Origin of the sequence: Klebsiella ornithinolytica NBRC 105727 = ATCC 31898 (genome assembly GCF_001598295.1) — a bacterium.
Lineage (GTDB): Bacteria > Pseudomonadota > Gammaproteobacteria > Enterobacterales > Enterobacteriaceae > Klebsiella > Klebsiella ornithinolytica.
This window is the reverse complement of the sequence record NZ_BCYR01000010.1, coordinates 120,141-142,650: the sequence shown is the minus strand read 5'-3', so window position 1 is coordinate 142,650 and position 22,510 is coordinate 120,141. Positions and strand designations below refer to the sequence as shown.

The following is a 22,510-nucleotide window of genomic DNA, read 5'->3' as shown; positions in this document are numbered from 1 at the left end:
CAATACTTTGCGCCGAGGAGAGAATTGAGGGGCAGAGAACAGGATTGAGGCCGCAGGTGCTGTTCGCGGCGGCGATAATCACTATGATAAAAATGATAATCAATGTGAAAGAGAAAACCAGAATGAATATCAGCACGCTCTTGTTAATTATCGTCGCCATCGCCCTGCTGGGAATATCCGTCTATTGTTTACTCAGCTATATTAAAGAGCGTAGGGCGACACATTTTAAATCATTCCGCCACCGTTAACGTCAATGCGCGGTTTTAATATGGATAGTTATCGCGCCAGGCTTTCGGCGAGAGATGATATTTTTCGCGAAAGTGTTTGCTGAATAACGGGTGGCTGATGAAGCCGCATAGCCAGGAGACGCGCTCGACGGGCAGATGGGGATTGCTTTCCAACAGCTGTCGGGCGGCCTCCAGGCGGATCTCTTTGATTACCGCCATTACCGAGGTTCCCTGTTCGTTGAAGGCCCGGTCAAGGCTGGCTCGCGAGCAGCGCAGCGTCCGACAAAGCTGGTCGGGAGAGAGCTGGTGTTGATGATAGTTGAGCGTAATAAACGCTCTTGCACTATTGACGATATGGCTTAATTTTCCGCATGAACGCAGTCCTTTTTCCTTGGCCACATCGGCCAGCACCAGCAGTGAAATTTGATGCAAACTATCGACGATAGCGGCGGTTTCTTGCGGTGATAAACGGTCTGACCGTTGATCGAGGAGCTGCATATGCGATTTTAAAAATAGCGCTAAAGGATGGTTTTCCAGTGAAATAATGGGACTAGTGAGTTTCCCGCTGAATAATGGTTTGACTTTCTCATTATGCGGAATGATATACAGCTGTTTAACATCGTCACATTGATAATGGTAATAATCATTACGCTGGTGAACAATCAACATTCCCGGATTCACCTGCGCGGCGGCAGATTTTTTTCTGCCGTTAATTAACTGGTGGCCGTGGACTAATAATGAGATATAAACAGAGGACTCTGCAACCTGATGAGGATCGAAGAACGTCTCATTCCTTGAGCCCATCGCACTACAATAGTCGCCAGAAACTCCGGAGATGGTTTTGTGATTAGCAATAATGTCTGCCGGATGGCGGTTGTTCACCACCTTGATCCCATAGCAGCTGAGGTTTTGTGCTATTTGCTGATAGCGCTCTTCCGGCGCGATATCCGCCGCGCTTAAAACATGTGGAACGTACAGCGTCGAAGGTCTGGACATGCTTGTCTCTTATCCCGGGTTGACGTTGGCAGGTAGTTCTGTTTTATCCCTCTGATTATAATATTAATCTTCATGAAAGCCAGCGGGCGGCCGGTTTTTTACATTGGCCTGAGGGGAGATTATGCAGTATTGCGTGGAAAGCAATCAATCCGTAGCACATCGCGGTGACAGGCTGGCCGCATCAACCAGCGGAAATCTATTTTTGGTTAATATTTTAGCGGCCTTGAAATATATTATTAATTAATTTTAATTTCTTTTTTTGTATTTTAAGTGGGCGCTTTGAGTTGTTATTTTGACATTTTAATAAAATAAATCAACCCCGTCTTTGTTATTTTTCATCTTCCTCGGGCTCGCGCAACAACAAAAAAAGAGAGTGGACAGCAGGATGAAAATCATCGCAATCTAAAAAGAGACATTCATTTCGCAACGGGGAAAATACGCGTATGCGCAAGAGTAAAATAATTGTTCTATCTTTGATGGTTGTTTGTGTTTTATGTTTTGCAATTGTTGCTGTTTATTTTTTATTGCTCAAGGATGACGCTGCGGAGCCGGTCAATGAAGAGACGGAAGCTGCGGTCCTCAACGTCGCCGGATTAACGAACAACGGGCATCGCGACGAGCAAACGTTGAGAGCGCTGTTCGAGGCACGCATCGTGACTCGCCAGCTGAATCTCGATCGCGGCGAGCTGGTACCTGCCGGGCAGACTGGCGAAGAACACCAGCGCTGTGCAGACCTGCCACCGAACCGCGACCCGGCGCAGATCCGGCGTCGCTGCGCGCTGGTGGATATTTACCTGGTCCGTGATACCGACCAGCGTATTCAGCAAATTATTCTGCCGGTCTACGGTAAGGGCGCCAAATCAATGATGTATGCGCTGGTTGCTCTCCGCACGGATGGCCGTACGGTAAATGACCTGATCTATTACCAGCAGAATGAGACGCCGCTGCTGGGGGCGAGGGTGGAAGACCCGCAGTGGCGCAGGCAGTGGGCAGGGAAAAAAATCCGCGATGAACATGGGCGGCCCGCGTTGCAGGTTGTTCAGGACAATACCGGCCAGCATGACGCCTATACCGTTGACGGCATCAGCGGCGCGACCCTGACCTCAACCGGCGTGGAGAAAAGCATCAATTTCTGGATGGGGGAGCAAGGTTACGCCAATTTTCTCCGCCATCTGCAGGATAATCCCGCGATATTAACCCAGTAACCTTCAGCCGTTTGCCTCCCTGCCGCGACGCCACTTCCGGCGTCGTTTTTTTATCTTGCGGGCGGGGATGACATCAAAAACGGACGCGCGCAGCCGACACAAAACGTGTTGTTCTTTGCAGCTTTTTACATAAATTGTCACCATTTGACATTTTCATGATCTGGGTCATGTGGACTGCAAGGAAAAATGACAATGATAACTATTATCATTGCCGTTAATGGAACCCGTCATGTCAGCTCCTCGCTCTTTTCTGCTGCTCACTTTGCTCAGCGTCCTGTTCTGCGCCTGCGCGACGGCGCAAACCCGCTACGCGCCGCTGATCGAGGATATTGAGCACCGGCTGGATAAAACGATCGAGCTCTACCAGCAGCAAAAAAACAACGAGGCGCGTCGGGAAGTGCAGGCCGCCTATTTCGAAGTGTTTGAAAACCTCGAAGGCCCTATCCGCATCAATTTTTCGGCGCGCAAAAGCTACGAAATGGAGAGCACTTTCGGTGACATCCGTCGCATGATTGCAGACGGCAAGCCGCTGCAAGAGGTTCAGGCTCGGGTGGACGGACTTAAGAAAGCGCTGCGCGACGTTGAGCCTGTGCTGGATGGCGGTCATCGGCTGGTGGCGGAAGAGCAGCATACCGCTTTGACCCGGGGCGATATCGCATTGCACTGGCAGAACAGCTTCCGCACCATCGATGATCTGCTGGCGCAGGCGGTGAGCACCTATCAGACGGGAAATTACCCCCTCGCCAGTCAGCAGGTGCAGCAGGCGCACTATCAGGGGTTTAAAAACTCAGAGATGGAAATGTCGGTGCGGCAAAACCGCTCGGCAAAAGAGGCGGCGGCCATTAACCAGCAGTTTACCGCCCTGATTGCGCTGACGTCCCAGCCGGATCGTCTGAACGACGTGGCTTATCAGGTGACGACGCTGTTGCAGGAACTCGAAGACATATTGCCCGGGCTGCCGACGACCCGCGATGACCAGCCGGTGAATGCCCCGACAGCAGACGAAGGGAACACTCCGCTCGCCGCTGGCGCGCCGGCCGCTGACTGGGCCAACGTTGCAACGGGGATCAACCAGAGTATCGAGGCGGCGCTGACGCGCTACCAGCACGGCGAGGCGTCCGATGCCATTCTGGATATTCAGGACACCTACTTCGATCGCTTTGAAGCCAGCGGGATGGAGAACAAAATCGGCTCCCGCGATGCCGCATTTAAAACCCGTCTTGAGGCCCACTTCACCCGTCTGGTCAGCCTGATGAAGGCCGGGCAGCCGCAGGACAAACTGGTGGCTGAAGCCGCTGCGCTACGAGCCGATCTGCATCAGGCGGTGGCGATGCTGGGCGAGGGGGAAGAGACGCAGTGGAGCCTGCTGCTATACAGCCTGATGATTATTGTCCGTGAAGGGCTGGAGGCGCTGCTGATTGTGGCGGCCATCGTGGCCTGGCTGGTGAAAAATGACCATCACGACAAGCTGCCGCTGATTCGTCAGTCGGTGATCGTAGCGCTGGTTGCCAGCGTGGCGACGGCGGTCGTTTTCCAACTGGTGTTTACCCGCTCCGGCGCCAGTCGGGAGCTGCTGGAAGGGATTACCATGCTGATCGCCGTGGTGATGCTGTTCTTTATGAGCTATTGGCTGCTGTCGAAGGTTGAATCCCGCCGCTGGAAAGCCTGGCTGGAGGGTAAGCTGACGCATTCGCTCTCTCGCGGCTCGCTGGTGGGGCTATGGCTGACCAGCTTTCTTGCCGTCTATCGGGAAGGTGCCGAAACGGTCCTGTTTTATTACGCCCTGGTGGGCGACGCGCAGAGTGTTTCCGGGCATCTTGCCATCGGCGCCGGGTTTGTTATTGGCTGCGTGCTGCTGCTGGCCGCGTGGCTCATCATGCGCTACTCGGTGGTGCGTCTGCCGCTCAAACCCTTCTTCATCTTCACCGGCGGTTTTATGTACCTGATGGCATTTGTTTTTGCCGGTAAAGGTGTCCTTGAACTGATAGAAGGCAAACTGTTTCAGCCTACGCTGGTTGGCGGCGTGCCCGAAATCAGCTGGCTGGGCATTTATCCCTATCTGGAAACCCTGACGCCACAGGTGATTTTACTGATTGCTGCCCTGGTCGCCCTGTGGATTACGCTCCGTCGCAATCACCTACCCACAGCACAGATAAAAAATAATACTTCAACAAATTAAGACGAGAGGATTTGTCAAATGACCATCAAAAAGAGCCTGATTATCGCTGCCACCGTGGCCGCTATTTTTACCGCGCCCGCGGCGCTGGCTTTTAAAGAGTATCCGGCCGGTGAACCGGTCACCATGAATGAGATGGAGATCGCCGCCGTCTATCTTCAGCCGATTGATATGGAACCGCGCGGAATGGGTCTGCCGGCCGCGAAATCAGATATCCATCTGGAGGCCGATATTCATGCGGTTGAAGGGGGAAAGAATGGTTTTGGCGCCGGGGAATGGATTCCCTATCTGACGATTGCCTATACCCTGGTCAATAGCGATACCGGTGAAAAGCAGGAAGGGACTTTTATGCCGATGGTCGCGAGCGACGGTCCACACTATGGCGCCAATATTAAAATGATGGGCGTCGGCAATTATAAAGTGACGTATCACATTGAACCGCCATCAAAAGCTGGGATGCACCGTCATACCGACAGCGAAACCGGGGTTGGCCGCTGGTGGAAACCGTTTGATGTCAGCTATGAATTCAAATACGTCGGCCTGAACTAACGTTCGTCGCGCAGGATGGCCAGCATGCCGTCCTGCGGTGTATTACCGCATGCGGATTGCACATTATCCGCCGAACCGGGTCGAAGTTATGAGTTATTTTTTCGTCACCACGCTGCAGGTTTTTTTCTGCATAACGCTGCTCTCCTCGGTGCTCTGGGGCCGCGGCGAACCTCCTTCACTGCGCCCCCTCACGTGGACGCTGCTCACGGCGCTGGCCTGTGGGCTACTGGCCGGACTGTTTATTCGCGGGAGCCAGACGCTACAGCTGATGCTGGTGAGCGGAGAAATCCTCCTTTCCCTGCTGTTTTTACTGAGCTTCTGGTGGGCCACGCCGCGTCTGCGCTACGTGTGGCAATGGATCCTCGTATTTGGCGCCGCCCGTCACTGGGCTCTGGATCCCAATCTTGGCGGATTAACCTCCACCCACGTGCTGAATACCGACCTGCTGCTGAACCTGACCGCGCTGGCGCTGGCCGTTGCGCTGCTGTGTCTGGCCGCGGTGCTGTGCGCTCTGCTGCTGCGGCGGATGAGCTGGCCGTACTGGCCGCTGACAATTCTCCTGATGATCCTGCTGTGGCTGCCGCTGTTCGGCAATCTGCTGCTGCTGTTGATGAAGCTGCAAATCATCCCCTTACTGAAGCCGCTGCTGAGTTTTGTGGCCAGGGTGACCAACAATGCCGCCTGGTATAGCTGGCTTGCCGCCGCCGTGCTCCTGCTGCTGTGCCTGTGCTGGACCCCGGCTATCCGTAGCTATGCCCGGGCGGTGAAGGCGGCGACGGCGCCGGTTGCCCGTCGACTGGCGTTGGCCGAGCGGCGCAGCGCTGTCCGCCTCTGGTTAACGACGATCTGCTGTGCGCTGGTGATTTCAGGTGGCCAGCTGTGGTGGGATCTGGTGGCCTCGCAACCGCCGAGGCTCTCGGAAGCTCAGCCGGTCAGCCTTGCCGCTGATGGTCTGGTCCATATTCCGCTTACCCAGGTTCGCGACGGAAAACTGCACCGTTTCGTTTGGGTGGCAGACGACGGAAAGGCGGTTCGCTTCTTTGTCATCAACCGCTATCCCGACAAATTACGCTTTGGCGTGGTATTTGATGCCTGCCTGCTGTGCGGCGATCAGGGATATGTCATGGAAGGTAATCAGGTGATTTGTGTCGCCTGCGGGGTACACATATTCATTCCTTCGATTGGTAAACCCGGCGGCTGTAATCCGGTACCGATCGATGGCTGGCATAACGACGAACGTGAGCTGACGATACCCGGTACGGCGCTGGCCGTCGGAGGCAATTATTTCTCTACCGTGCTGACTATCAACGTGACCGACCCGGTGGACGGGACGGTCCTGACCAACACGACCGCAGAGTATAAATACAGCTACGCAGGCAGAACCTGGTTTTTTGCCTCTGAAGCAAACTACAACCGTTTCCGCAACGCGCCAGAGGCGTTTGTTCCCGGCACGGTGCAGGAGGAGTAACCATGCTGTGGCGAATGATCTATCAGTCATGGGGGCGTAATCTGCGCCGCAAAGCGCTGGCGGTGTTAACCGTTTTCCTGGCCACGAGTCTGATCTCGGCGCTGCTGGCTATTTCTATCGACATCGGTGACAAAATGTCCCGGGAACTGAAATCCTACGGCGCCAATATCTTAATTGAACCGGCAGGGCAGGCAGCGCTACCTGCGTTATTCAGCGAACAAAGCAACCCGCTGGCCAGCGATGATTTCCTTGATGAATCCGAGCTGGCGAATATTAAGGATATTTTCTGGCGAAATAATATCGTTGGGTTTGCTCCCATGCTCAGCGGCGAGGCGACCGTTGACGGGCACGATATCCGCATACTCGGGACCTTCTTCAGTCAGCCGGTCGCGATACCGGATGAAGAGGGCTATGAGACCGGGCAGCGCACGGTCAGTCCGTTCTGGCAGGTTACCGGCAACTGGCCGCAGGAACCTGTAGGCAAGACGCCGCAAACATTAGTCGGCCATGCGCTGGCGCGTAATTACGGCTGGCAACCCGGTGACCATCTCAGGCTCCAGGTGGCGAACGAGACCGTGGATGTGGTGGTCAGCGGCGTTCTCTCCAGCGGGGGGGATGAAGACAACCAACTGGTGATGCCGCTTAGCACCGTACAGCAGCTGCTGGGTCTGACGGGAAAAGTACAGGCAATTCGCGTATCGGCGCTGACGGTACCCGAAAATGAGCTGTCGCGCCGGGCGCGTGAGAATCTCGAGGCTCTCAACGCCGAAGAGTATGACCTGTGGTATTGCACGGCATACGTCTCTTCTATCGCTCACCAGCTGGAGGAGGCCATTTCCGGTGCGGAGGTGCGCCCGGTCTGGCAGGTTGCGGCCTCGGAGGGCGTAGTTATCGATAAAATTCAGCTGCTGATGGCGGTCGTTACCCTGGCGGCATTGGCCGCTGCGGCAATGGGGATTGCCTCGCTGATGACCAGTACCATTATGGAGCGAGCCCGGGAGATCGGCCTGATGAAAGCGCTTGGCGCCCGACAGTGGCAAATTCTGCTGCTGTTTTATCTCGAAGCAGCGCTGGGTGGGCTGGCAGGTGGGGGGCTGGGCTGCATCGCTGGCTGGGGGCTGGCGAAGATGATTGGCCTGATGCTCTTTGCCACGCCGCTCGACTTTGCCTGGGTGGTGGTGCCCTGTGTGCTGGTGATCGCAGTGCTGATTGCGCTTATCGGCACCTGGTTCCCGGCGCGTCGTATCGCCCGACTTTATCCCGTGGAGGTGCTGTATGGCCGCTAAGCGCGACATGCTGTGGCTATTGGTCTGGCGGGCGCTGCGTCTGCGTCTGCAGCGCGTCAGCGTCGTGTTCACCGCGCTGGCGGTTGGTGCGACCATCGTGACGGCGCTTTCCGCCGTGTGGTTTGACATCAACAGCAAAATGAGCGAGGAGCTGCGGACCTTCGGCGCAAATTTTTATATCGGCCCGGGGCACGGCACCCGTATGCCGGAGCCGACCCTGCAGGCGATTCTTGACGATGCGCCGAAGGGACTGATTCATGGCGCCAGCCCCTGGCTATACGGCACGGCGCGTACCGAGCTGGAAAAAGTGGCGATCGTCGGCGTGTGGTTTGAGTCGCTGCAAAAGCTGGTGCCGTACTGGCAGGTCAGCGGCAACTGGATCGGCGTCAGCTTTGACGATCGCCATGCGATGGTGGGCGTTAAGCTGGCTCAGCGGCTGGCGCTAAACGTGGGCGATAGCGTCACGCTGGTGGATCATCAGCGGCGCAAAAAACTGCTGGTCAAGGGGATCGTCGAGGCCGGTGACGCGACCGATAACATGCTGATTGTCAGCCTGAACGTGGCGCAGGCGTGGCTGCAAAAGCCCGGTATTATCAGCCACGGCCTGCTGAGCGTCAGTAACGATCTCGGCCAGGTGGAAAACTATGCCGGGCAGCTGCAGCAGCGCTATCCCGCTCTTGAGATCCGCCCGATCCGTAAGGTCTCGGCAACCGAAGGTCAGGTACTGGATAAAATCAAAGGGCTGATGGGGCTGGTTTCTCTGGTGATTCTGGCGCTGTCGTCGCTGTGCGTGAATACCACCCTGATGGCAATTGTAGGCGAGCGCGCCCGTGAGTTTGCGCTGCAAAAAGCGCTGGGCGCCAGCAATGGCGATATTATCCGCCAGATGCTGCTCGAAACCAGCATTATCACTCTGGCAGCGGTGGTCTGCGGCTGGCTGCTCGGCTATCTGCTCGCCCAACTGCTGGGGCTGACCGTGTTTAATGCCACTATTTCGCTGCGCCTGCCGGTGCTGCCGATTACCCTGGCGCTGTCTTTACTGGTCGCCTTGCTGGCGGCCATTGTTCCGGTTCGCCGCGCGGTGAGCGTTGAACCGGCAAAAGTGTTGAAAGGAGAATAACGCCATGACCGTCACGCCTTTACGTCAGATGGCGATTGAAACCCGTCATTTATCTAAGCGCTTCGGAGAGGTTACCGCGCTGGATGACATTAATTTGTGCATCGCCCGCGGTGAATTCGTCGCCATTATGGGGGCTTCAGGCTCCGGGAAAACGACGCTGATGAATATTCTGACCTGTCTGGACACCGCCAGCGAGGGGCAGGTTATCCTCGACGGAACCGATGCCGCGGCGCTGGATGAAGAAGGGCGACGGCGCGTTCGCGCGCAGAAGATAGGCCTGGTGTTTCAGCAGTTTCATCTGATTCCCTTTCTGACGGCGCTGGAAAACATCATGCTGGCGCAGCATTACCACAGCGTCGTCGATGAGGCGGCGGCCAGGGCTGTGCTGGCGCAGGTTGGCCTTGAACATCGCATGACCCATTTACCCAGCCAGCTCTCCGGCGGGGAGCAGCAGCGAGTCTGTATTGCCCGGGCGCTGGTGAATGAACCCCCGGTGATTTTTGCCGATGAGCCCACCGGTAACCTGGATGAAGAGAATGAACAGCGGGTGCTGGACCTGCTGACCGACCTGCATCGTCAGGGGCGCACTATCGTGATGGTGACCCACAACCCGGCGCTGGGAAAATTCGCCGACCGTATCGTTCGGCTCCAGCACGGCAAATATCTCGGTGAGGAGATGAATCCCCATGCGCATGCCTGAAGTGATGATAGCGATGCTGCTGGTTCTGCTCCTGGCCGGCTGTAAAGAAGAGAAGCTGGCACGTGGTGAGACGGCACCTGCGCTGGCGGCTTTTGATTTGCAAGGGAAACCTGCCAGCCTGGAACGTTGGGAAGGGAAGGCGGTGTATCTCAACTTCTGGTCGGCCAGCTGCGGAGGTTGTCTCGCGGAAATGGATACGCTGCAGGCGCTCAGCCAACGCTGGCCGGATAAACTGGTGGTGGTGGGGGTGAATACCGACCCGGAGCAGGTGGATATCGCTCCGCTGCTGGCGAAGCATGGCATCAGCTACCCGGTGCTGCGCGATCAGCTTCATATTACTCAGGATCGTTATCAGGTGATCGGGACGCCGACATCGATAGTGATTGACGCACGCGGGCGGGTGCGCGACCTGCATCAGGGGTGGCGAAAACCCGAAGAGCTCCAGGCGGTTTTTACCCGCCTTGCCCAATCTGAATAGCGGCATCCCGGGCGCTGGCCCGGGACAGAGGGGTTATCGCTCAGTCCAGCAGCGAAGGATCGGCATCAATCATCAGCTGCTTCATTTCGGCGAAGTGCTGGCGGGAAAAATCGGCGATGTTCTCCCAGTCCTGGGCAGTTTTCTCCGCCACCTCAGCCGACAACACCTTCAGCGGCTGGCCGGTTGACCAGGCGGTGACCAGAATCTGGCAGGCCCGCTCCAGCGTCCAGATATCGTCAAACGCCTCGCCGATGGTCGCGGCGGTAACCAGTACCCCGTGGTTGCCCATCAGCAGGCGGCGTTTATCCGCCAGCAGCCCGGCCAGCCTCGCCCCTTCGGCGACGGTATCCGCCATCCCGCCATACAGCGTATCCACCGCCACGCGATTAAAATAGCGCGCGCTATTCTGATCGACCGGCAGGATCTGCGGGTTTGCCAGGCAGGCGACGCTGGTGGTGTAGATCGGGTGCAGATGCAGCACCGCCCGCGCCTGCGGCAGCCGCTGATGGATCTGGCCGTGGATCGCCCACGCGGTGGCGTCCACGTCCGGTCGCTGCGCGGTCGCTTCATCATCGGCATCCAGCAGCAGCAGGTCGCTGGCGCGGATCCGCGAAAAGTGTTTCCACTTCGGATTCAGCAGAAACTGTTTGCCGTCCGGCGACAGGGCCGCGCTAAAGTGGTTGGCGACGGCCTCGTGCATGCCGAGATGCGCGATGATGCGAAAGGTCGCCGCCAGATCGATCCGCGTTTGTTCTTCGAAAGAGTAAGCCATCGCCTTACTCCGCTTTCGGCATCAGGGTTTTCAGGTCGTCTTCCGTCGGCGGCTGGAAGTGATATTTTTTCAGCAGCGCCGCGTATTCCGGCGTGGCGCTGAATTTCTTCAGCCCCTCCTCAAGGGCGTTTTTCACTTCGCTGTTGCCTTTTTTGACGCCAAAGCCGTTCAGCACCGGGTAAATTAAGGTATCGGAAGAGATAACGATCCGGTCGCCCAGTTTCTCAACGACGCCACGCGCCACCGCCGCATCGGTAATCTGCGCCTCCACCGCCCGCGACAGCAGCGCCTGGGTGGTTTGCGGATCGGTGCTGTACTCGCTCAGCGCAATGGGCGGCAGGCCTTTCTTCACGCAGTAGTCCGCCGACAGTTTTTGCAGCTGCGCCAGCCAGGAGGTGGCTCCCATCGAGCCGATTTTATGGCCGCAGAACGCTTCCGGAGTTTTAGGCTGATAGCTGGCGCCTTTAAGCGCCAGGATCGATTCGCCGCTTTTCAGGTATGGCACCATGTCAATCACCTTCAGGCGTTCGGCGGTGATATACATCGAGGAGTTGGTAATATCGAACCGCCCGCCCTGCAGACCGGGGATCAGATTAGGAAAACGGGTATCGGTATTCACCGCCTCGCGGCCAATGGTTTTAGCCAGACCGGCGAGAAACTCAATATCAAAACCGGCCGGTTGGTTGTTTTGCATATATTCATAAGGATAAAAGGTCATATCCGAACCGGCGGTAATTTTCCCCGGCTGCAGGAACGCCGCAAAAGTGCTGAACGAGGTCAGGGCGCCGGCGGTGCAAAGAAGCAGAGCATTAAATCGTTTCATAAAAACCTCCAGGGATGACATTACATGCTGGCAAGATCGTGGCCGGCCTGCTGAACGAAGAATGAGGCACCGCGCGGCTTCTGCGGCAAACGTAATTGGTTGGCGGCGCTGCGTACCAGGCCGCTCTCCACGCCGGCTACCAGCTGGCCCGCGTGCAGGCTTGGTAAGGGGTTTTCGCCAAAGGGCAGGGCGTCCTCGGCGGCGTAAACGCTGATAAACAGCGTCCGCGGCAGTTCGGTCTCATTAGGGCTCGAGGCGTGGAGCAGACGGGTATGCATAAAGCACACCGAGCCTGAGGGGCCAAAGCAGGCGGCGGGCTGCTGGCACTGCGCGGATACCACCTCGTCGTCAACCGAACCGGTAAAACGCCCCTCCTGCCAGTGGGACCACAGCGGCCCCTTATGGCTCCCCGGCACCACGTTCAGCGGGCCGTTTTCCGGCGTGACGTCGCTGATCATCAGCAGGGCCGTGATGATGTCGTCATTGCTGTGCGGCGTGAACAGAAAATCCTGATGCCATTTCACCTGCGTCGCGGTAAACGGCAGCTTGGAGTTGATTTTGCTGTGATGAAAACGGGTGCCGCTACCGCCGATCAGCTGGGCGGCGATGGTCGCCATACGCGATTGCAGGGCGGCATGTTCGAAGGCGACGGAAATCTCCGTCGGCGAACTGACCCGGCGCAGCGAGGGGTGATCGGCGCGGTGATCCCCTTCAAGGTCGAAACGCGGGCGACCGTCGAGCGTCTCGCCCCACACCTCGGTGTGGCGGCGGCTCTCTTCGACCCAACCGTCAAAATCCTGCTGCAAGGCGGCGATTTCGTCAGGCGATAGCACCCCTTCGACCACCAGAAAACCCTGCTGATGAAACTGTTCGATTTGCCACTGCGCGATCATAATTTTTCCTTTCACAAACGGAGAGTTAAGCCAGGGAGACATCTTTCAGGAAGGCGTCAACGCGCGGGTGGTTACCGTCGCGCATCGCCTGCGGCGTGTCGTCGCACACCACGCGCCCTTTTTCCATAAAGACAATCCGGTCAGAGACTTTGAAGGCAAAATTCATTTCGTGGGTCACGATGACCATGGTGATGCCTTCATGGGCCAGCGATTCGATAACCTGGAGCACTTCATTGACCTTTTCCGGGTCAAGCGCCGAGGTGGGTTCATCGAACAGCATGATTTGCGGTCGCATCATCAGGGCCCGGGCAATGGCGACGCGCTGTTGCTGGCCGCCAGAGAGCTGGTGCGGATATTTCCACGCGTGCTCCAGCATGCCGACCTTATGCAGTAATTCGCAGGCCTGCTGCTTCAACTCGGCGTCCGGGGCCAGCCGATGGTAGCGCGGCGCCAGCAGCAGGTTGCCGAGAACCGTCAGATGGGGGAACAAGTTAAAACTCTGGAAGACCATGCCGATGTTGAGGCGGTACTGCGCATTCTCCATAAAACGCGGTTTCTGCACGCCCTGGCGATCGAGGTGAATAAACGGCTGGCCGTTGATCCGAATTTCGCCGTTGTCGATCTGCTCAAGTCCGTTGAGCAGGCGGATCAGCGTGGTTTTCCCGGAGCCGGAAGGGCCAATCACTGAAACCACCTCACCCGGCTGAATTTGCAGGCTGACGGCCCCGAGCACTTCCACATTGTTATAGGCTTTGTGCAGTTTTGACGCCTGCAGCGCCGGCTGCGGATTATCGACCGCGCTGCGCACGATTACCGGGCGTGTTTGGGTCGCCAGCCGCTGCATCTCGCTGTCGATGGGGCGGGTGACTTTCCGCCGGGTGACATCGAGATAGCTCTCCAGCCGTTTGAGCAGGAAGTCGAAAACGGTCACGATCAGCACGTAGTAGAACGCCACTGCCGCCATGGTTTCCATCACCAGGAAATTTTGCGAATACAGACGCTGGCCGACCATTAAAATCTCGGTCAGGGAGATGACCGACACCAGCGAACTGAGTTTCACGACGGCAATATATTCGTTGGCCAACGCCGGGAGGGCGACGCGCAGCGCCTGAGGAATAATCACCCGCCATTGGGTGCCGGCATAGCGCAGTCCCAGCGCCCGGGCGGCTTCGCTCTGGCCTTTAGGTATTGAAAGCAGGCCGCCCCGGTGGATTTCGGCGACGTAGGCGGCCTCACTCAGCACCATCGCCAGCAGGCCGGCCCAGAACGGATCGTTGAGCACTGGCGCTGACGACGGCACCGCCTGGGGCAGGTTATAGACGAATATCAGCAGTACCAGCAGCGGCAGGCTGCGGAACAGCCAGATATAGAGCCGCGCCGGAAGATTAAACAGTTTGCGCGGCGACTGCTTGGCCAGGGCGAGAACAAATCCCAGCACAATACTGCAACCCCAGGTCAGCAGACTTAATTTAATGACGGTCCAGGTGGCCTGCCAAAAATCTGCATCGCTGAGCAGACTTAACATGTAGTTCCAGTTAAACGTCATGGGCTATTTCACTCGCCATAATGAATGGACATGAATGCGATACCGATGATCAAAAATGGGGCATCGCCAGGGTTTATCTTGCAATAACACTATGCTGGCAGTTTTCGCTGCGAGGCAATTAGTAAATTTTTGGCCTTTAAGTTTAAAAAAACTATACAGGTGGATTAATTCCAATGAATTTAAAGCAATGAGTACGAAACAAGAACTAAACATTAAAAAAACAATTGCGCGGAAGGGATAACGGAACGGGCGTTTAAATCGCGAGTTGTGCCATGTTGGGGCGCGCGAGGAATTAATTTGGTGCAGCCTGATTCAGGTTGGTGCAATTAAGCGGATGCGGCGGTGTCGGTATAATGTTGACTTCGCCGGGACGCTAAATAAATCATTTGCTCAGCGAGGAAATAAGCGAATCCCGGTGAAATGGCACGATGCTTGCAAATTGCATATCAGGAAACTATACCGTTTCCGCTTGTGACAATATTCCGTAAAGGGTGAGGCTATGACGCGATTCACGCTCAAACAACTTAAATACTTCGTCACCGTTGTAGAGACCGAGAGTATCGCTGAAGCCTCCCGGCAGCTCCATATTGCCCAGCCGTCGATCTCGATTGCCATTAAAAACCTTGAAAGCACTTTTGAGCAGCAGCTGTTTATTCGCCATCATGCTCAGGGCGTCTCGCTGACCTCCTGCGGAAGGCGTTTTTATGAGAAAGCAAAAGAGCTGCTGCGGCTCTCCTATGAGTTTGAACAAAACTCCCGCGCCGATAAAGAGCTGGTTTCCGGGACGATTTCCGTCGGCTGCTTTGAGTCCGTCGCGCCGCTGTACATGCCAAAGCTGGTCGCCGGGTTTAAAAAAATGTACCCCGACATTACCCTCCAGCTGTATGACGGTGAACAGCATGAGTTAATGCACGGCCTGCATCGCGGGCGTTTCGATCTAGCGCTGGTCTACGATCTGGAATTAGGTCATTCGGTCAATAAAGAGATGCTGAATGCGCCGCATAAACCCTATGCGCTGCTGCCGGCCAGCCATCCATTGGCGCAGAAAAATAGCGTCACCTTGCAGGAACTCAGCCATGAACCGATGATTTTGCTCGATGCGGTGCCCAGCAAGAATTATTTCATCACCATATTTAAAGAGAAGGGCTATCACCCTGAAGTGGCGTACAGTTCGCCCTCGATCGAAATGGTTCGCTGTATGGTAGGACAGGGACTGGGGTTTTCGGTATTAGTCACCCGGCCGTTGTGCGATATGACCTATGACGGCGAGAAACTGGTGCAGTTAGATATTGAAGATGAGATGCCCGCTTCGACATTAATTATGGCGCATCTTGCCAATAATGAACCAACCCGACCCACGCAACTGTTTATGGACTATTGCCGCAGTATTGAATTAACCCCCGCACATTTTTGAATAAATAAGCCTGCGGTCACTGCAGGCTTATTTATTTCACGCTGCCGTTAAGGCTCGTAATTTTCTATTCAGCGACTCGTTTTATAATAATTTACCCGCGATGGCGGATTAAATATTCTGTGTGGGTTCCATTCGCGGTGGCTAAACCGCTGGCTTGCCAGGGGCACCTTCAGCCGCCTCATCTCTCCATACAGGAAGGTTAGCTATGCAAAATCAGCGTGACCCACATATTGATTCGCAGACCATCGACAGCTATCAGCAGGATGGCGTCGTGTTGCTGAAGGGGGTGTTCAGGCCGTGGATTGAAAGCCTGGCCGCCGGCGTCGCGGAGCTGATGGCCAACCCCAGCGAGTATGGCCACGCCCGCACGGTTGTACCGAAAGATGGCTCCGCCCCGTTCTTTCAGGATTATTGCAACTGGTCGCGGATCCCTGACTTTGAACGCTTTGTCCTGCATTCGCCGGCGGCGGAAATCGCCGCAGCGCTGATGCAATCGAAGACGGCAACGTTTTTCCATGAACATACGCTGGTGAAGCCGCCCGGCGGCAGCACGGTGACGCCCTGGCATCACGATCAGCCCTATTATTGCGTCGAAGGGCAGCAAAACGTCAGCTTCTGGATCCCGCTGGACCCGGTGGCGGAAGCGATCTCGCTGCGCTGCATCCGCGGTTCCCACCGCTGGGGCGACGAGTTCAGCCCAACCCGTTTTAACGGCTCAAAGCTTTACGCGCACAGCCGTTTTAAAGAGCTGCCGGATATTGATGCGCATCAGGACGATTACGATATTGTTAGCTGGGCGCTGGAGCCGGGAGATGCAGTCGCCTTTCATTACCGGACGCTGCACGGCGCGCGGGGCAATGCGACCGCGCGCGCGCGGCGGGTTTTCTCCGCTCGCTGGGTCGGGGATGACGCCACCTTCGCCGATCGCGGCGGAGTCACCTCGCCGCCGTTCCCGGAGCTGACGCTGAAAGATGGCGAGGCGCTGGTCTCGCCGCTGTTTCCCCGGGTCTGGCCGCGAGAGTCATGTTGAATTATCACCGGGCCGTCTCCTCGCGGCCTGAATTTGCCCGGCCACCATTTTCCCCTGTTAGCCCTATCGCCCATATTATTTTCCGCAACGCAATTCAGTGGCGGTAAATTGCCCTCCTGCAGGTCAGTTGTGGCCTGCAGCCATTCTATTGCAGGAAAGGCACGGCGCCCGTTTAATCAACAGCGCCGCTGATTCTTAAGGTTTCTTAATATTCGCTGGCGGGCGGGGTAAATATTCTTCGCCTTATTCCCCGATTTTTTGACCGCCGCGGGCGCCAGTTTATTTAAATTAAGCCAGCGTCACAAAAGCCGGAAAAAAACACCCCCCGTCATTGCAACGTCCTGATGTCTCGCTATATGTTAAATTTGTGTTTAATAAATGATAATTAAGGGTTGGTTTTATGCATAGGAAAATTGGTGGTTTAGTGGTTTCACTGACGACAGTCTTCTCCTGTTCTGTTCTGGCAGAATTACCTCAGGGTTACCCGGCTGATTATCAAAAAGTGGTTGATGCCGGGGTGAAAGAGGGTAAGGTCGTGATCTATTCGACGACGGATACCAAAGCCGCAGGCCCGTTAATTAAAGGGTTTGAGGCGCAATACCCCGGGATAAAAGTTGAATATAACGATATGAACAGTACCGAACTCTATAACCGCTATATCAGCGAGCAGGCGGCGGGCGGCGGGAGCGGCGATGTGGTCTGGAGTTCATCGATGGATACGGCGCTAAAACTGGCGACGGATTATGCCGAAAAGTACGCCTCTCCGGAACTGAGCAAGCTGCCGAAATGGGCGGTCTGGCAGCAAAAAGCCTATGGAACCACCTACGAACCGGTGGTCTTTATCTATAACAAACGTTTGATTCCGCAGGGTGATGTCCCGGATTCGCACACCGCGCTGGCCAAACTGGTCACCGCGCAGGCGGATAAATTCAAAGGCAAAGTGACCACCTACGATATAGAGAAATCGGGGCTGGGCTTCATGCTGGCGGTACAGGACAGCAAAGCCGACGCCAACTATTTCGCCGATCTGGCCGGGATGGCGAAAGGCGGTCTGACCGTGCAGTCTTCAACCGGCACCATGATGGAGAGGGTCTCCTCGGGTGAAAACCTTCTGGGCTATAACATTCTCGGCTCCTACGCCGAGGCGCGGGCGAAAACCGATCCCTCATTAGGCATTTCCTATCCAAAAGATTATGTGCTGGTATTGTCGCGGGTCTCGTTTATTACTCAGGAATCCGAACACCCGAATGCCGCCAGACTGTGGTTCGATTATGTTCTGTCGGAAAAAGGGCAGAGTATTCTGGCCAACCAGGCGGATATTCCCTCTATTCGTAATGATATTGAAGGTAAAAACGATATCGACGGCATGACCAAAATGTTGGGTAATGCGCTGAAGCCGATTCCGGTCGATGAAACGTTACTGGAATATCTGGAACCGAAAAAACGTCTGGAATTTATCAAACAATGGCGTACCGCCGCCGCAAAATAATACCTGCCGGAGGCGCATCATCGGATGCGCCGCCTTTTCGCGCCGGGTATTCCCGGTTTTCAACACCCGTCTGGTTTGTACTCCGCGCCTGACCAAAGGGATAAGCTATGAATGTAATACGCAGAAAGTGGCAGGGGCTACCGCGTGGCATCGTGGTAGTGATAACGGCATTAGTGATTTATATCCCGCTGTTATTTATCGTGGTGCAGAGCTTTCTTTCCGCCCCGTTTTTCGCCCGCAGCAAAGAATTCAGCCTCGGGGCCTTTGAATTTATTTTTACCGACCCCGACTTTTATCTCGCGCTGAAGTCCGGTTTTATTCTGGCGGTGGGGCTGGTGCTGATTGCGATACCGCTGGGCGGGATCCTCGCATTCTTAATGGTGCGTACTGATTTGCCCGGGCGACGGTTTATTGAACCGCTGATTCTGGTGCCGATTTTTGTTTCTCCGATGGTACTGGCTTTTGGTTATGTGGTCGCCGCCGGACCGGTCGGGTTTTTCTCGCAATGGGCAGAGCAGCTGCTGGGGGTTGTGCCGTGGAATATCTATTCCATGTTCAGCATTGTGGTGATTGCCGGGCTGACTCACGTCCCGCATGCCTATCTCTATATCTCCTCCGCGCTGCGTAGCGTCGGTTCGGATGTCGAAGAGGCGGCGCGGACGGTAGGGGCATCTCCGCTGCAGGTGATGACCTCGGTCAGCCTGCCGATGGTACGTCCGTCGATTCTCTATGCCTGCGTGCTGCTGTTTTTCCTCGGCCTTGAAGTGTTTGGTCTGATGCTGGTGCTGGGAGACCCGGAAGGCAACATGGTGCTGGCCACCTACCTGTATAAGCTCACCAATAAACTCGGTACGCCCTCCTATCATCTGATGGCGGCGGTGGCGGTCGTCCTTATCTGCATCACCATTCCGCTGGTCATGCTGCAGCGTCGCCTGATGCGCACGGCCAATCGGTTTGTGACCATGAAGGGCAAAGCGTCGCAGGCGCGAGCGCTACCGCTCGGCAAGTGGCGCTGGGTTGCCGGCGGAGTGGTGGTCTTCTGGCTGACCGTGACTATCGGCGTGCCGCTGATTGGCGTAGCCTTGCGGGCGTTTATCTCCAACTGGGGGGTGGGGGTTTCTCTCTGGGATGAACTCTCGCTGGCGACCTTCCGTAATATCTGGCAGCAGCCGAACCTGCTGCGGGCCATCGTCAACTCCATGGCCATCGGTATTTTCGGCGGCGCGCTGGCGGTGATCTGCTACCTGTTTGTCGGGATTGCGATGCATCGCAAAGCGGATAATGTCACGCGCTTTCTCGACTACAGCGTGCTGGTTCCGCGTGCGGTGCCGGGCCTGCTGGCCGGACTGGCGTTCCTGTGGGTGTTTTTATTCCTGCCGATGTGGCTGGATCAGTCGCTGAAAAACGGCTGGCTCTCGGCGCTGCCGGTGGCCGACTGGCTACGCGAACATCTGATTGTGCAGCTGCGGGCGCTGCGCAATACCATTTTCAGCGTCTGGCTGGCCTACACCGTTGTGTGGATGGCCTACGGGCTGCGGTTGATCTCCTCAACCCTGCTCCAGGTGGCGCCTGAGCTGGAGGAAGCCGCCCGGAGCAACGGCGCCTCGCGGGGCCAGGTCACGCGCCACGTTACGGTGCCGCTGTCGCGCTACGGCCTGATTGGTTCCTGGCTGCTGATGTTTCTGATCTTTGAGCGTGAGTATTCCACCGGCGTCTATCTGCTCTCGCCGGGAACGGAGACCATTGGTTCGATGCTGGTCTCGCTGTGGGCGGCGGGAGCCATCGATATTGTCGCCGCGCTTTCGTTTATCAATATCCTGCTGGTGGTGGTCGGGTTAGGTATCGCCCTGCGCTTTGGAGTGAAATTACATGATTGAATTATCAGTAGAAAATCTGCATCTGACCTACGGTGACAACCCGGTGCTGAAAGGGGTGTCGATGACCTTGAAGCGGGGAGAAGTGGTGTCGCTGCTGGGACCGTCTGGCAGCGGAAAAACCACCTTACTGCGTGCGGTTGCCGGGCTGGAGAAGCCCACCGGCGGGCGGATCGCTATCGGCAAGCAGACGGTCTATGACGGCAATCCGCGCAGCGAAATTCCGGCCGAGGCGCGCAATCTTGGGCTGGTGTTTCAGTCCTACGCTCTGTGGCCGCACAAAACGGTATTCGAGAACGTTGCCTACCCGCTCAGGCTGCGGAAAGTCGCCTCTGGCGAAATGAAACAGCGGGTGCAGGCGGTGCTCGATCAGCTGGGGCTGGGGCACCTCGGAAACCGCCATCCGCATCAGCTATCGGGAGGGCAGCAGCAGCGCGTGGCGATTGGTCGGGCGCTGGTCTACAACCCGCCGGTTATCCTGCTTGATGAACCGCTGTCGAACCTTGACGCCAAATTACGCGAAGAGGCGCGGGTTTTTCTGCGCGAGCTGATTATCAAGCTGGGGCTGTCGGCGCTGATGGTCACGCACGATCAGAACGAAGCGATGGCGATTTCCGATCGTATCCTGCTGCTCAACAATGGCGTGATTGAACAGCAGGGGACGCCGCAGGAGATGTATGGCAATCCGGCGACTCTGTTTGCCGCCGAGTTCATGGGCAGCAATAACCGCCTGCACGGTAAGATTACCGATGTGATGGACGGTCGGGCGCGGATTGAAGGGGCGAGCTGGGCGCTGTGGGGAATGGCGGACGGACGGGTCAGCGTCGGGCAGGAGGCGACGGCGGTGATCCGCGTTGAGCGTCTGTGCCTTGGGGCGACGCCCCAGGATAATATGCTGGAGCTACCGCTGTTAACCAGTATGTATCTCGGCGACCGCTGGGAGTATCTGTTCCGTACCCGGGGAGATGATTTCGCTATTCGCGCCTATGGTCCAGCGCTGCGCGACGACGGGCATTGTCACCTGACCTTCCCGGCCAATGATCTGTGGATTTTCCCGCGAACGTAGGCCTGAACGTCTCTGGCGGACGGCGATAGCGTGAGCGCCGTCCGCGAAATAAATAGCGTAATACTGGCGTCATGAAAATATACCGTTAAGAAACAATTTCCCTGCGGTAATTCTATATTCTGTCTCTATTCACCGTCGCGGCGAATAATTCATCGCCGGCGGCATTGTGCATTGTCTCTCAGCGAATAAGCATTGCGCGAAATACAGTTAATATCCGTTATTAAGCAATTTAACCGCTCAAATTGTTTACTTTTTACGGAATCTTACGTTTGCACGCTGCCAGACAGCCATGTACCATAAACAAAAAAGCAACATTTGTGATACGTATCACTCTTTTTTGGGAAAATGGTCAGACCTACTTCGGCGCTGATTCCACCCCCATTTCTGCCCTCTGGATATTGCATACGCGTTCTGATTATCAAATGAAAAGGGATATTTTCCTTTTTTTCATGACGGTGTATGAGAATCGACTAATATCCAAACGATAACTCTATAAACATCATCGCCAGCGGCGATTTATTTTTTGTACGACTTAATGGCGTCGTGCCAGCAGGTCCGCTAAAGCGGTACCTTTCTGGAATCGGTTCCAAAGCAGCGTTTGCTGGGCTTGTAACAACAAAATCAGTAATTTAATTGACAGGAATGTGAGAATGTCGAGCGAAAAAACCAATAATTCGAGGCGTGATTTTTTAGTAAAATCAATGGCTTTGATACCCACGGTCGTGATCGGTAGCGGCAGCGTCGGCGCGGTTGCCGCCGCCAGCACCGCGCAGGCGGCGGAGCGTGCCACTGCCGGCGGATCCGCTTCCGCGACTACCGGCGACTGGAAACCGCAGTTTTTTAACGAACGCGAGTGGGCATTTATCAACGCCGCGGTAGCGCGCCTCATTCCGGCCGATGAACTGGGGCCTGGCGCACGCGAAGCCGGCGTACCGGAGTTTATCGATCGGCAGATGAATACTCCGTATGCCACCGGTTCCATCTGGTACATGCAGGGGCCGTTTAACCCCGATGTACCAAAAGAGATGGGTTATCAGCTGCCGTTGGTCCCCAAACAGATCTACAACCTCGGGATTGCCGACGCCGATGAATGGTGCCAGGGCCAGTATCACCAGCCGTTCGCCGGGCTGACCCCGGAACAACAGGATGCCGCTTTAAGTCAGTTTGAAGCCGGCAGCGCCGCCTTTAAACAGCTGCCGTCTTCGCTGTTCTTCTCTTATCTGCTGCAAAACACCCGCGAAGGTTTCTTCAGCGATCCGATTCATGGCGGCAACAAAGGCATGGTTGGCTGGACGCTGATTAATTTTCCCGGCGCACGCGCCGACTTTATGGACTGGGTTGAACGGGGTGAACGCTATCCCCTCCCGCCGGTATCAATTAATGGGGAGAGGGCATAAC

20 protein-coding genes are annotated in these 22,510 nt (G+C 56.1%); 15 read left to right on the top strand and 5 right to left on the bottom strand.

All coding sequences use genetic code 11. From position 1 onward, the window contains the following. The first annotated feature begins 128 nt into the window (after positions 1 to 128). Positions 129 to 248, top strand: coding sequence for a small membrane protein (locus tag ROR01S_RS27140; protein ID WP_099144820.1), 120 nt, complete (start codon positions 129 to 131; stop codon positions 246 to 248). Positions 249 to 263: 15 nt separating this feature from the next. On the opposite strand, the gene ROR01S_RS19165 is transcribed toward ROR01S_RS27140, so the two are convergent. Beyond that, the gene (locus ROR01S_RS19165) at positions 264 to 1,223 is read right to left on the bottom strand and encodes an AraC family transcriptional regulator (protein WP_064359792.1); all 960 of its coding nucleotides are present in this window, start codon (positions 1,221 to 1,223) and stop codon (positions 264 to 266) included. 443 nt (positions 1,224 to 1,666) lie between these two features. Here ROR01S_RS19165 and nqrC point away from each other — a divergent pair, with 443 nt between their 5' ends. The 8 genes from nqrC (at position 1,667) to ROR01S_RS19125 (ending at position 10,205) form a co-directional block, all read left to right on the top strand. After that, positions 1,667 to 2,428: an NADH:ubiquinone reductase (Na(+)-transporting) subunit C gene (gene nqrC, locus ROR01S_RS19160; RefSeq protein ID WP_004863059.1), complete on the top strand. Its 762-nt coding sequence runs from the start codon at positions 1,667 to 1,669 to the stop codon at positions 2,426 to 2,428. 229 nt (positions 2,429 to 2,657) lie between these two features. Then, positions 2,658 to 4,607 (top strand): FTR1 family iron permease, encoded by a 1,950-nt coding sequence (locus ROR01S_RS19155; protein ID WP_064359791.1) that lies wholly within the window; start codon positions 2,658 to 2,660, stop codon positions 4,605 to 4,607. An 18-nt stretch (positions 4,608 to 4,625) separates the two neighbouring features. After that, positions 4,626 to 5,153 carry an iron transporter gene (locus tag ROR01S_RS19150; protein WP_004863053.1) on the top strand — a complete coding sequence of 176 codons (528 nt, stop codon included), beginning with the start codon at positions 4,626 to 4,628 and terminating at the stop codon, positions 5,151 to 5,153. Positions 5,154 to 5,241: 88 nt separating this feature from the next. Further along, complete coding sequence (locus ROR01S_RS19145) at positions 5,242 to 6,621, top strand: Fe-S-containing protein (RefSeq protein ID WP_064359815.1); 1,380 nt, start codon at positions 5,242 to 5,244, stop codon at positions 6,619 to 6,621. 2 nt (positions 6,622 to 6,623) lie between these two features. Then, on the top strand, positions 6,624 to 7,907 hold the full coding sequence (locus tag ROR01S_RS19140) for an ABC transporter permease (RefSeq protein ID WP_064359790.1): 1,284 nt from the start codon (positions 6,624 to 6,626) through the stop codon (positions 7,905 to 7,907). After that, positions 7,897 to 9,027 carry an ABC transporter permease gene (locus ROR01S_RS19135; protein WP_032717712.1) on the top strand — a complete coding sequence of 377 codons (1,131 nt, stop codon included), beginning with the start codon at positions 7,897 to 7,899 and terminating at the stop codon, positions 9,025 to 9,027. Before ROR01S_RS19140 ends, ROR01S_RS19135 begins: the two co-directional genes overlap by 11 nt. A 4-nt stretch (positions 9,028 to 9,031) precedes the next feature. Further along, positions 9,032 to 9,727 (top strand): ABC transporter ATP-binding protein, encoded by a 696-nt coding sequence (locus ROR01S_RS19130; protein ID WP_004863043.1) that lies wholly within the window; start codon positions 9,032 to 9,034, stop codon positions 9,725 to 9,727. Continuing rightward, positions 9,714 to 10,205: a TlpA family protein disulfide reductase gene (locus ROR01S_RS19125; RefSeq protein ID WP_048024842.1), complete on the top strand. Its 492-nt coding sequence runs from the start codon at positions 9,714 to 9,716 to the stop codon at positions 10,203 to 10,205. Before ROR01S_RS19130 ends, ROR01S_RS19125 begins: the two co-directional genes overlap by 14 nt. A gap of 40 nt (positions 10,206 to 10,245) precedes the next feature. On the opposite strand, the gene ROR01S_RS19120 is transcribed toward ROR01S_RS19125, so the two are convergent. The 4 genes from ROR01S_RS19120 to ROR01S_RS19105 are packed head-to-tail and all read right to left on the bottom strand — an operon-like array spanning position 10,246 to position 14,239. Continuing rightward, complete coding sequence (locus tag ROR01S_RS19120) at positions 10,246 to 10,977, bottom strand: class II aldolase and adducin N-terminal domain-containing protein (protein WP_004863037.1); 732 nt, start codon at positions 10,975 to 10,977, stop codon at positions 10,246 to 10,248. Between the two features lie 4 nt (positions 10,978 to 10,981). Beyond that, positions 10,982 to 11,800 carry a transporter substrate-binding domain-containing protein gene (locus ROR01S_RS19115; protein WP_064359789.1) on the bottom strand — a complete coding sequence of 273 codons (819 nt, stop codon included), beginning with the start codon at positions 11,798 to 11,800 and terminating at the stop codon, positions 10,982 to 10,984. A gap of 20 nt (positions 11,801 to 11,820) precedes the next feature. After that, entirely contained in the window at positions 11,821 to 12,693 is an 873-nt protein-coding gene (locus ROR01S_RS19110; RefSeq protein WP_004863029.1) for a phytanoyl-CoA dioxygenase family protein, read from the bottom strand. A gap of 25 nt (positions 12,694 to 12,718) precedes the next feature. After that, positions 12,719 to 14,239, bottom strand: a complete 1,521-nt coding sequence (locus ROR01S_RS19105; RefSeq protein WP_004863028.1) for an amino acid ABC transporter permease/ATP-binding protein — start codon at positions 14,237 to 14,239, stop codon at positions 12,719 to 12,721. Between the two features lie 499 nt (positions 14,240 to 14,738). Here ROR01S_RS19105 and ROR01S_RS19100 point away from each other — a divergent pair, with 499 nt between their 5' ends. The 6 genes from ROR01S_RS19100 (at position 14,739) to ROR01S_RS19075 (ending at position 22,509) form a co-directional block, all read left to right on the top strand. Continuing rightward, positions 14,739 to 15,653, top strand: coding sequence for a LysR family transcriptional regulator (locus ROR01S_RS19100; RefSeq protein ID WP_004863024.1), 915 nt, complete (start codon positions 14,739 to 14,741; stop codon positions 15,651 to 15,653). A gap of 205 nt (positions 15,654 to 15,858) precedes the next feature. Further along, complete coding sequence (locus ROR01S_RS19095; protein WP_032717708.1) at positions 15,859 to 16,683, top strand: phytanoyl-CoA dioxygenase family protein; 825 nt, start codon at positions 15,859 to 15,861, stop codon at positions 16,681 to 16,683. A 400-nt stretch (positions 16,684 to 17,083) separates the two neighbouring features. Continuing rightward, positions 17,084 to 18,172 (top strand): ABC transporter substrate-binding protein, encoded by a 1,089-nt coding sequence (locus tag ROR01S_RS19090; RefSeq protein ID WP_004863020.1) that lies wholly within the window; start codon positions 17,084 to 17,086, stop codon positions 18,170 to 18,172. A 107-nt stretch (positions 18,173 to 18,279) separates the two neighbouring features. Beyond that, positions 18,280 to 20,049 (top strand): ABC transporter permease, encoded by a 1,770-nt coding sequence (locus ROR01S_RS19085; protein ID WP_004863017.1) that lies wholly within the window; start codon positions 18,280 to 18,282, stop codon positions 20,047 to 20,049. Next, positions 20,042 to 21,112, top strand: coding sequence for an ABC transporter ATP-binding protein (locus tag ROR01S_RS19080; RefSeq protein ID WP_004863014.1), 1,071 nt, complete (start codon positions 20,042 to 20,044; stop codon positions 21,110 to 21,112). Before ROR01S_RS19085 ends, ROR01S_RS19080 begins: the two co-directional genes overlap by 8 nt. Before the next feature lie 650 nt (positions 21,113 to 21,762). Then, the gene (locus ROR01S_RS19075) at positions 21,763 to 22,509 is read left to right on the top strand and encodes a gluconate 2-dehydrogenase subunit 3 family protein (RefSeq protein ID WP_004863012.1); all 747 of its coding nucleotides are present in this window, start codon (positions 21,763 to 21,765) and stop codon (positions 22,507 to 22,509) included. Position 22,510: the final 1 nt, after the last annotated feature.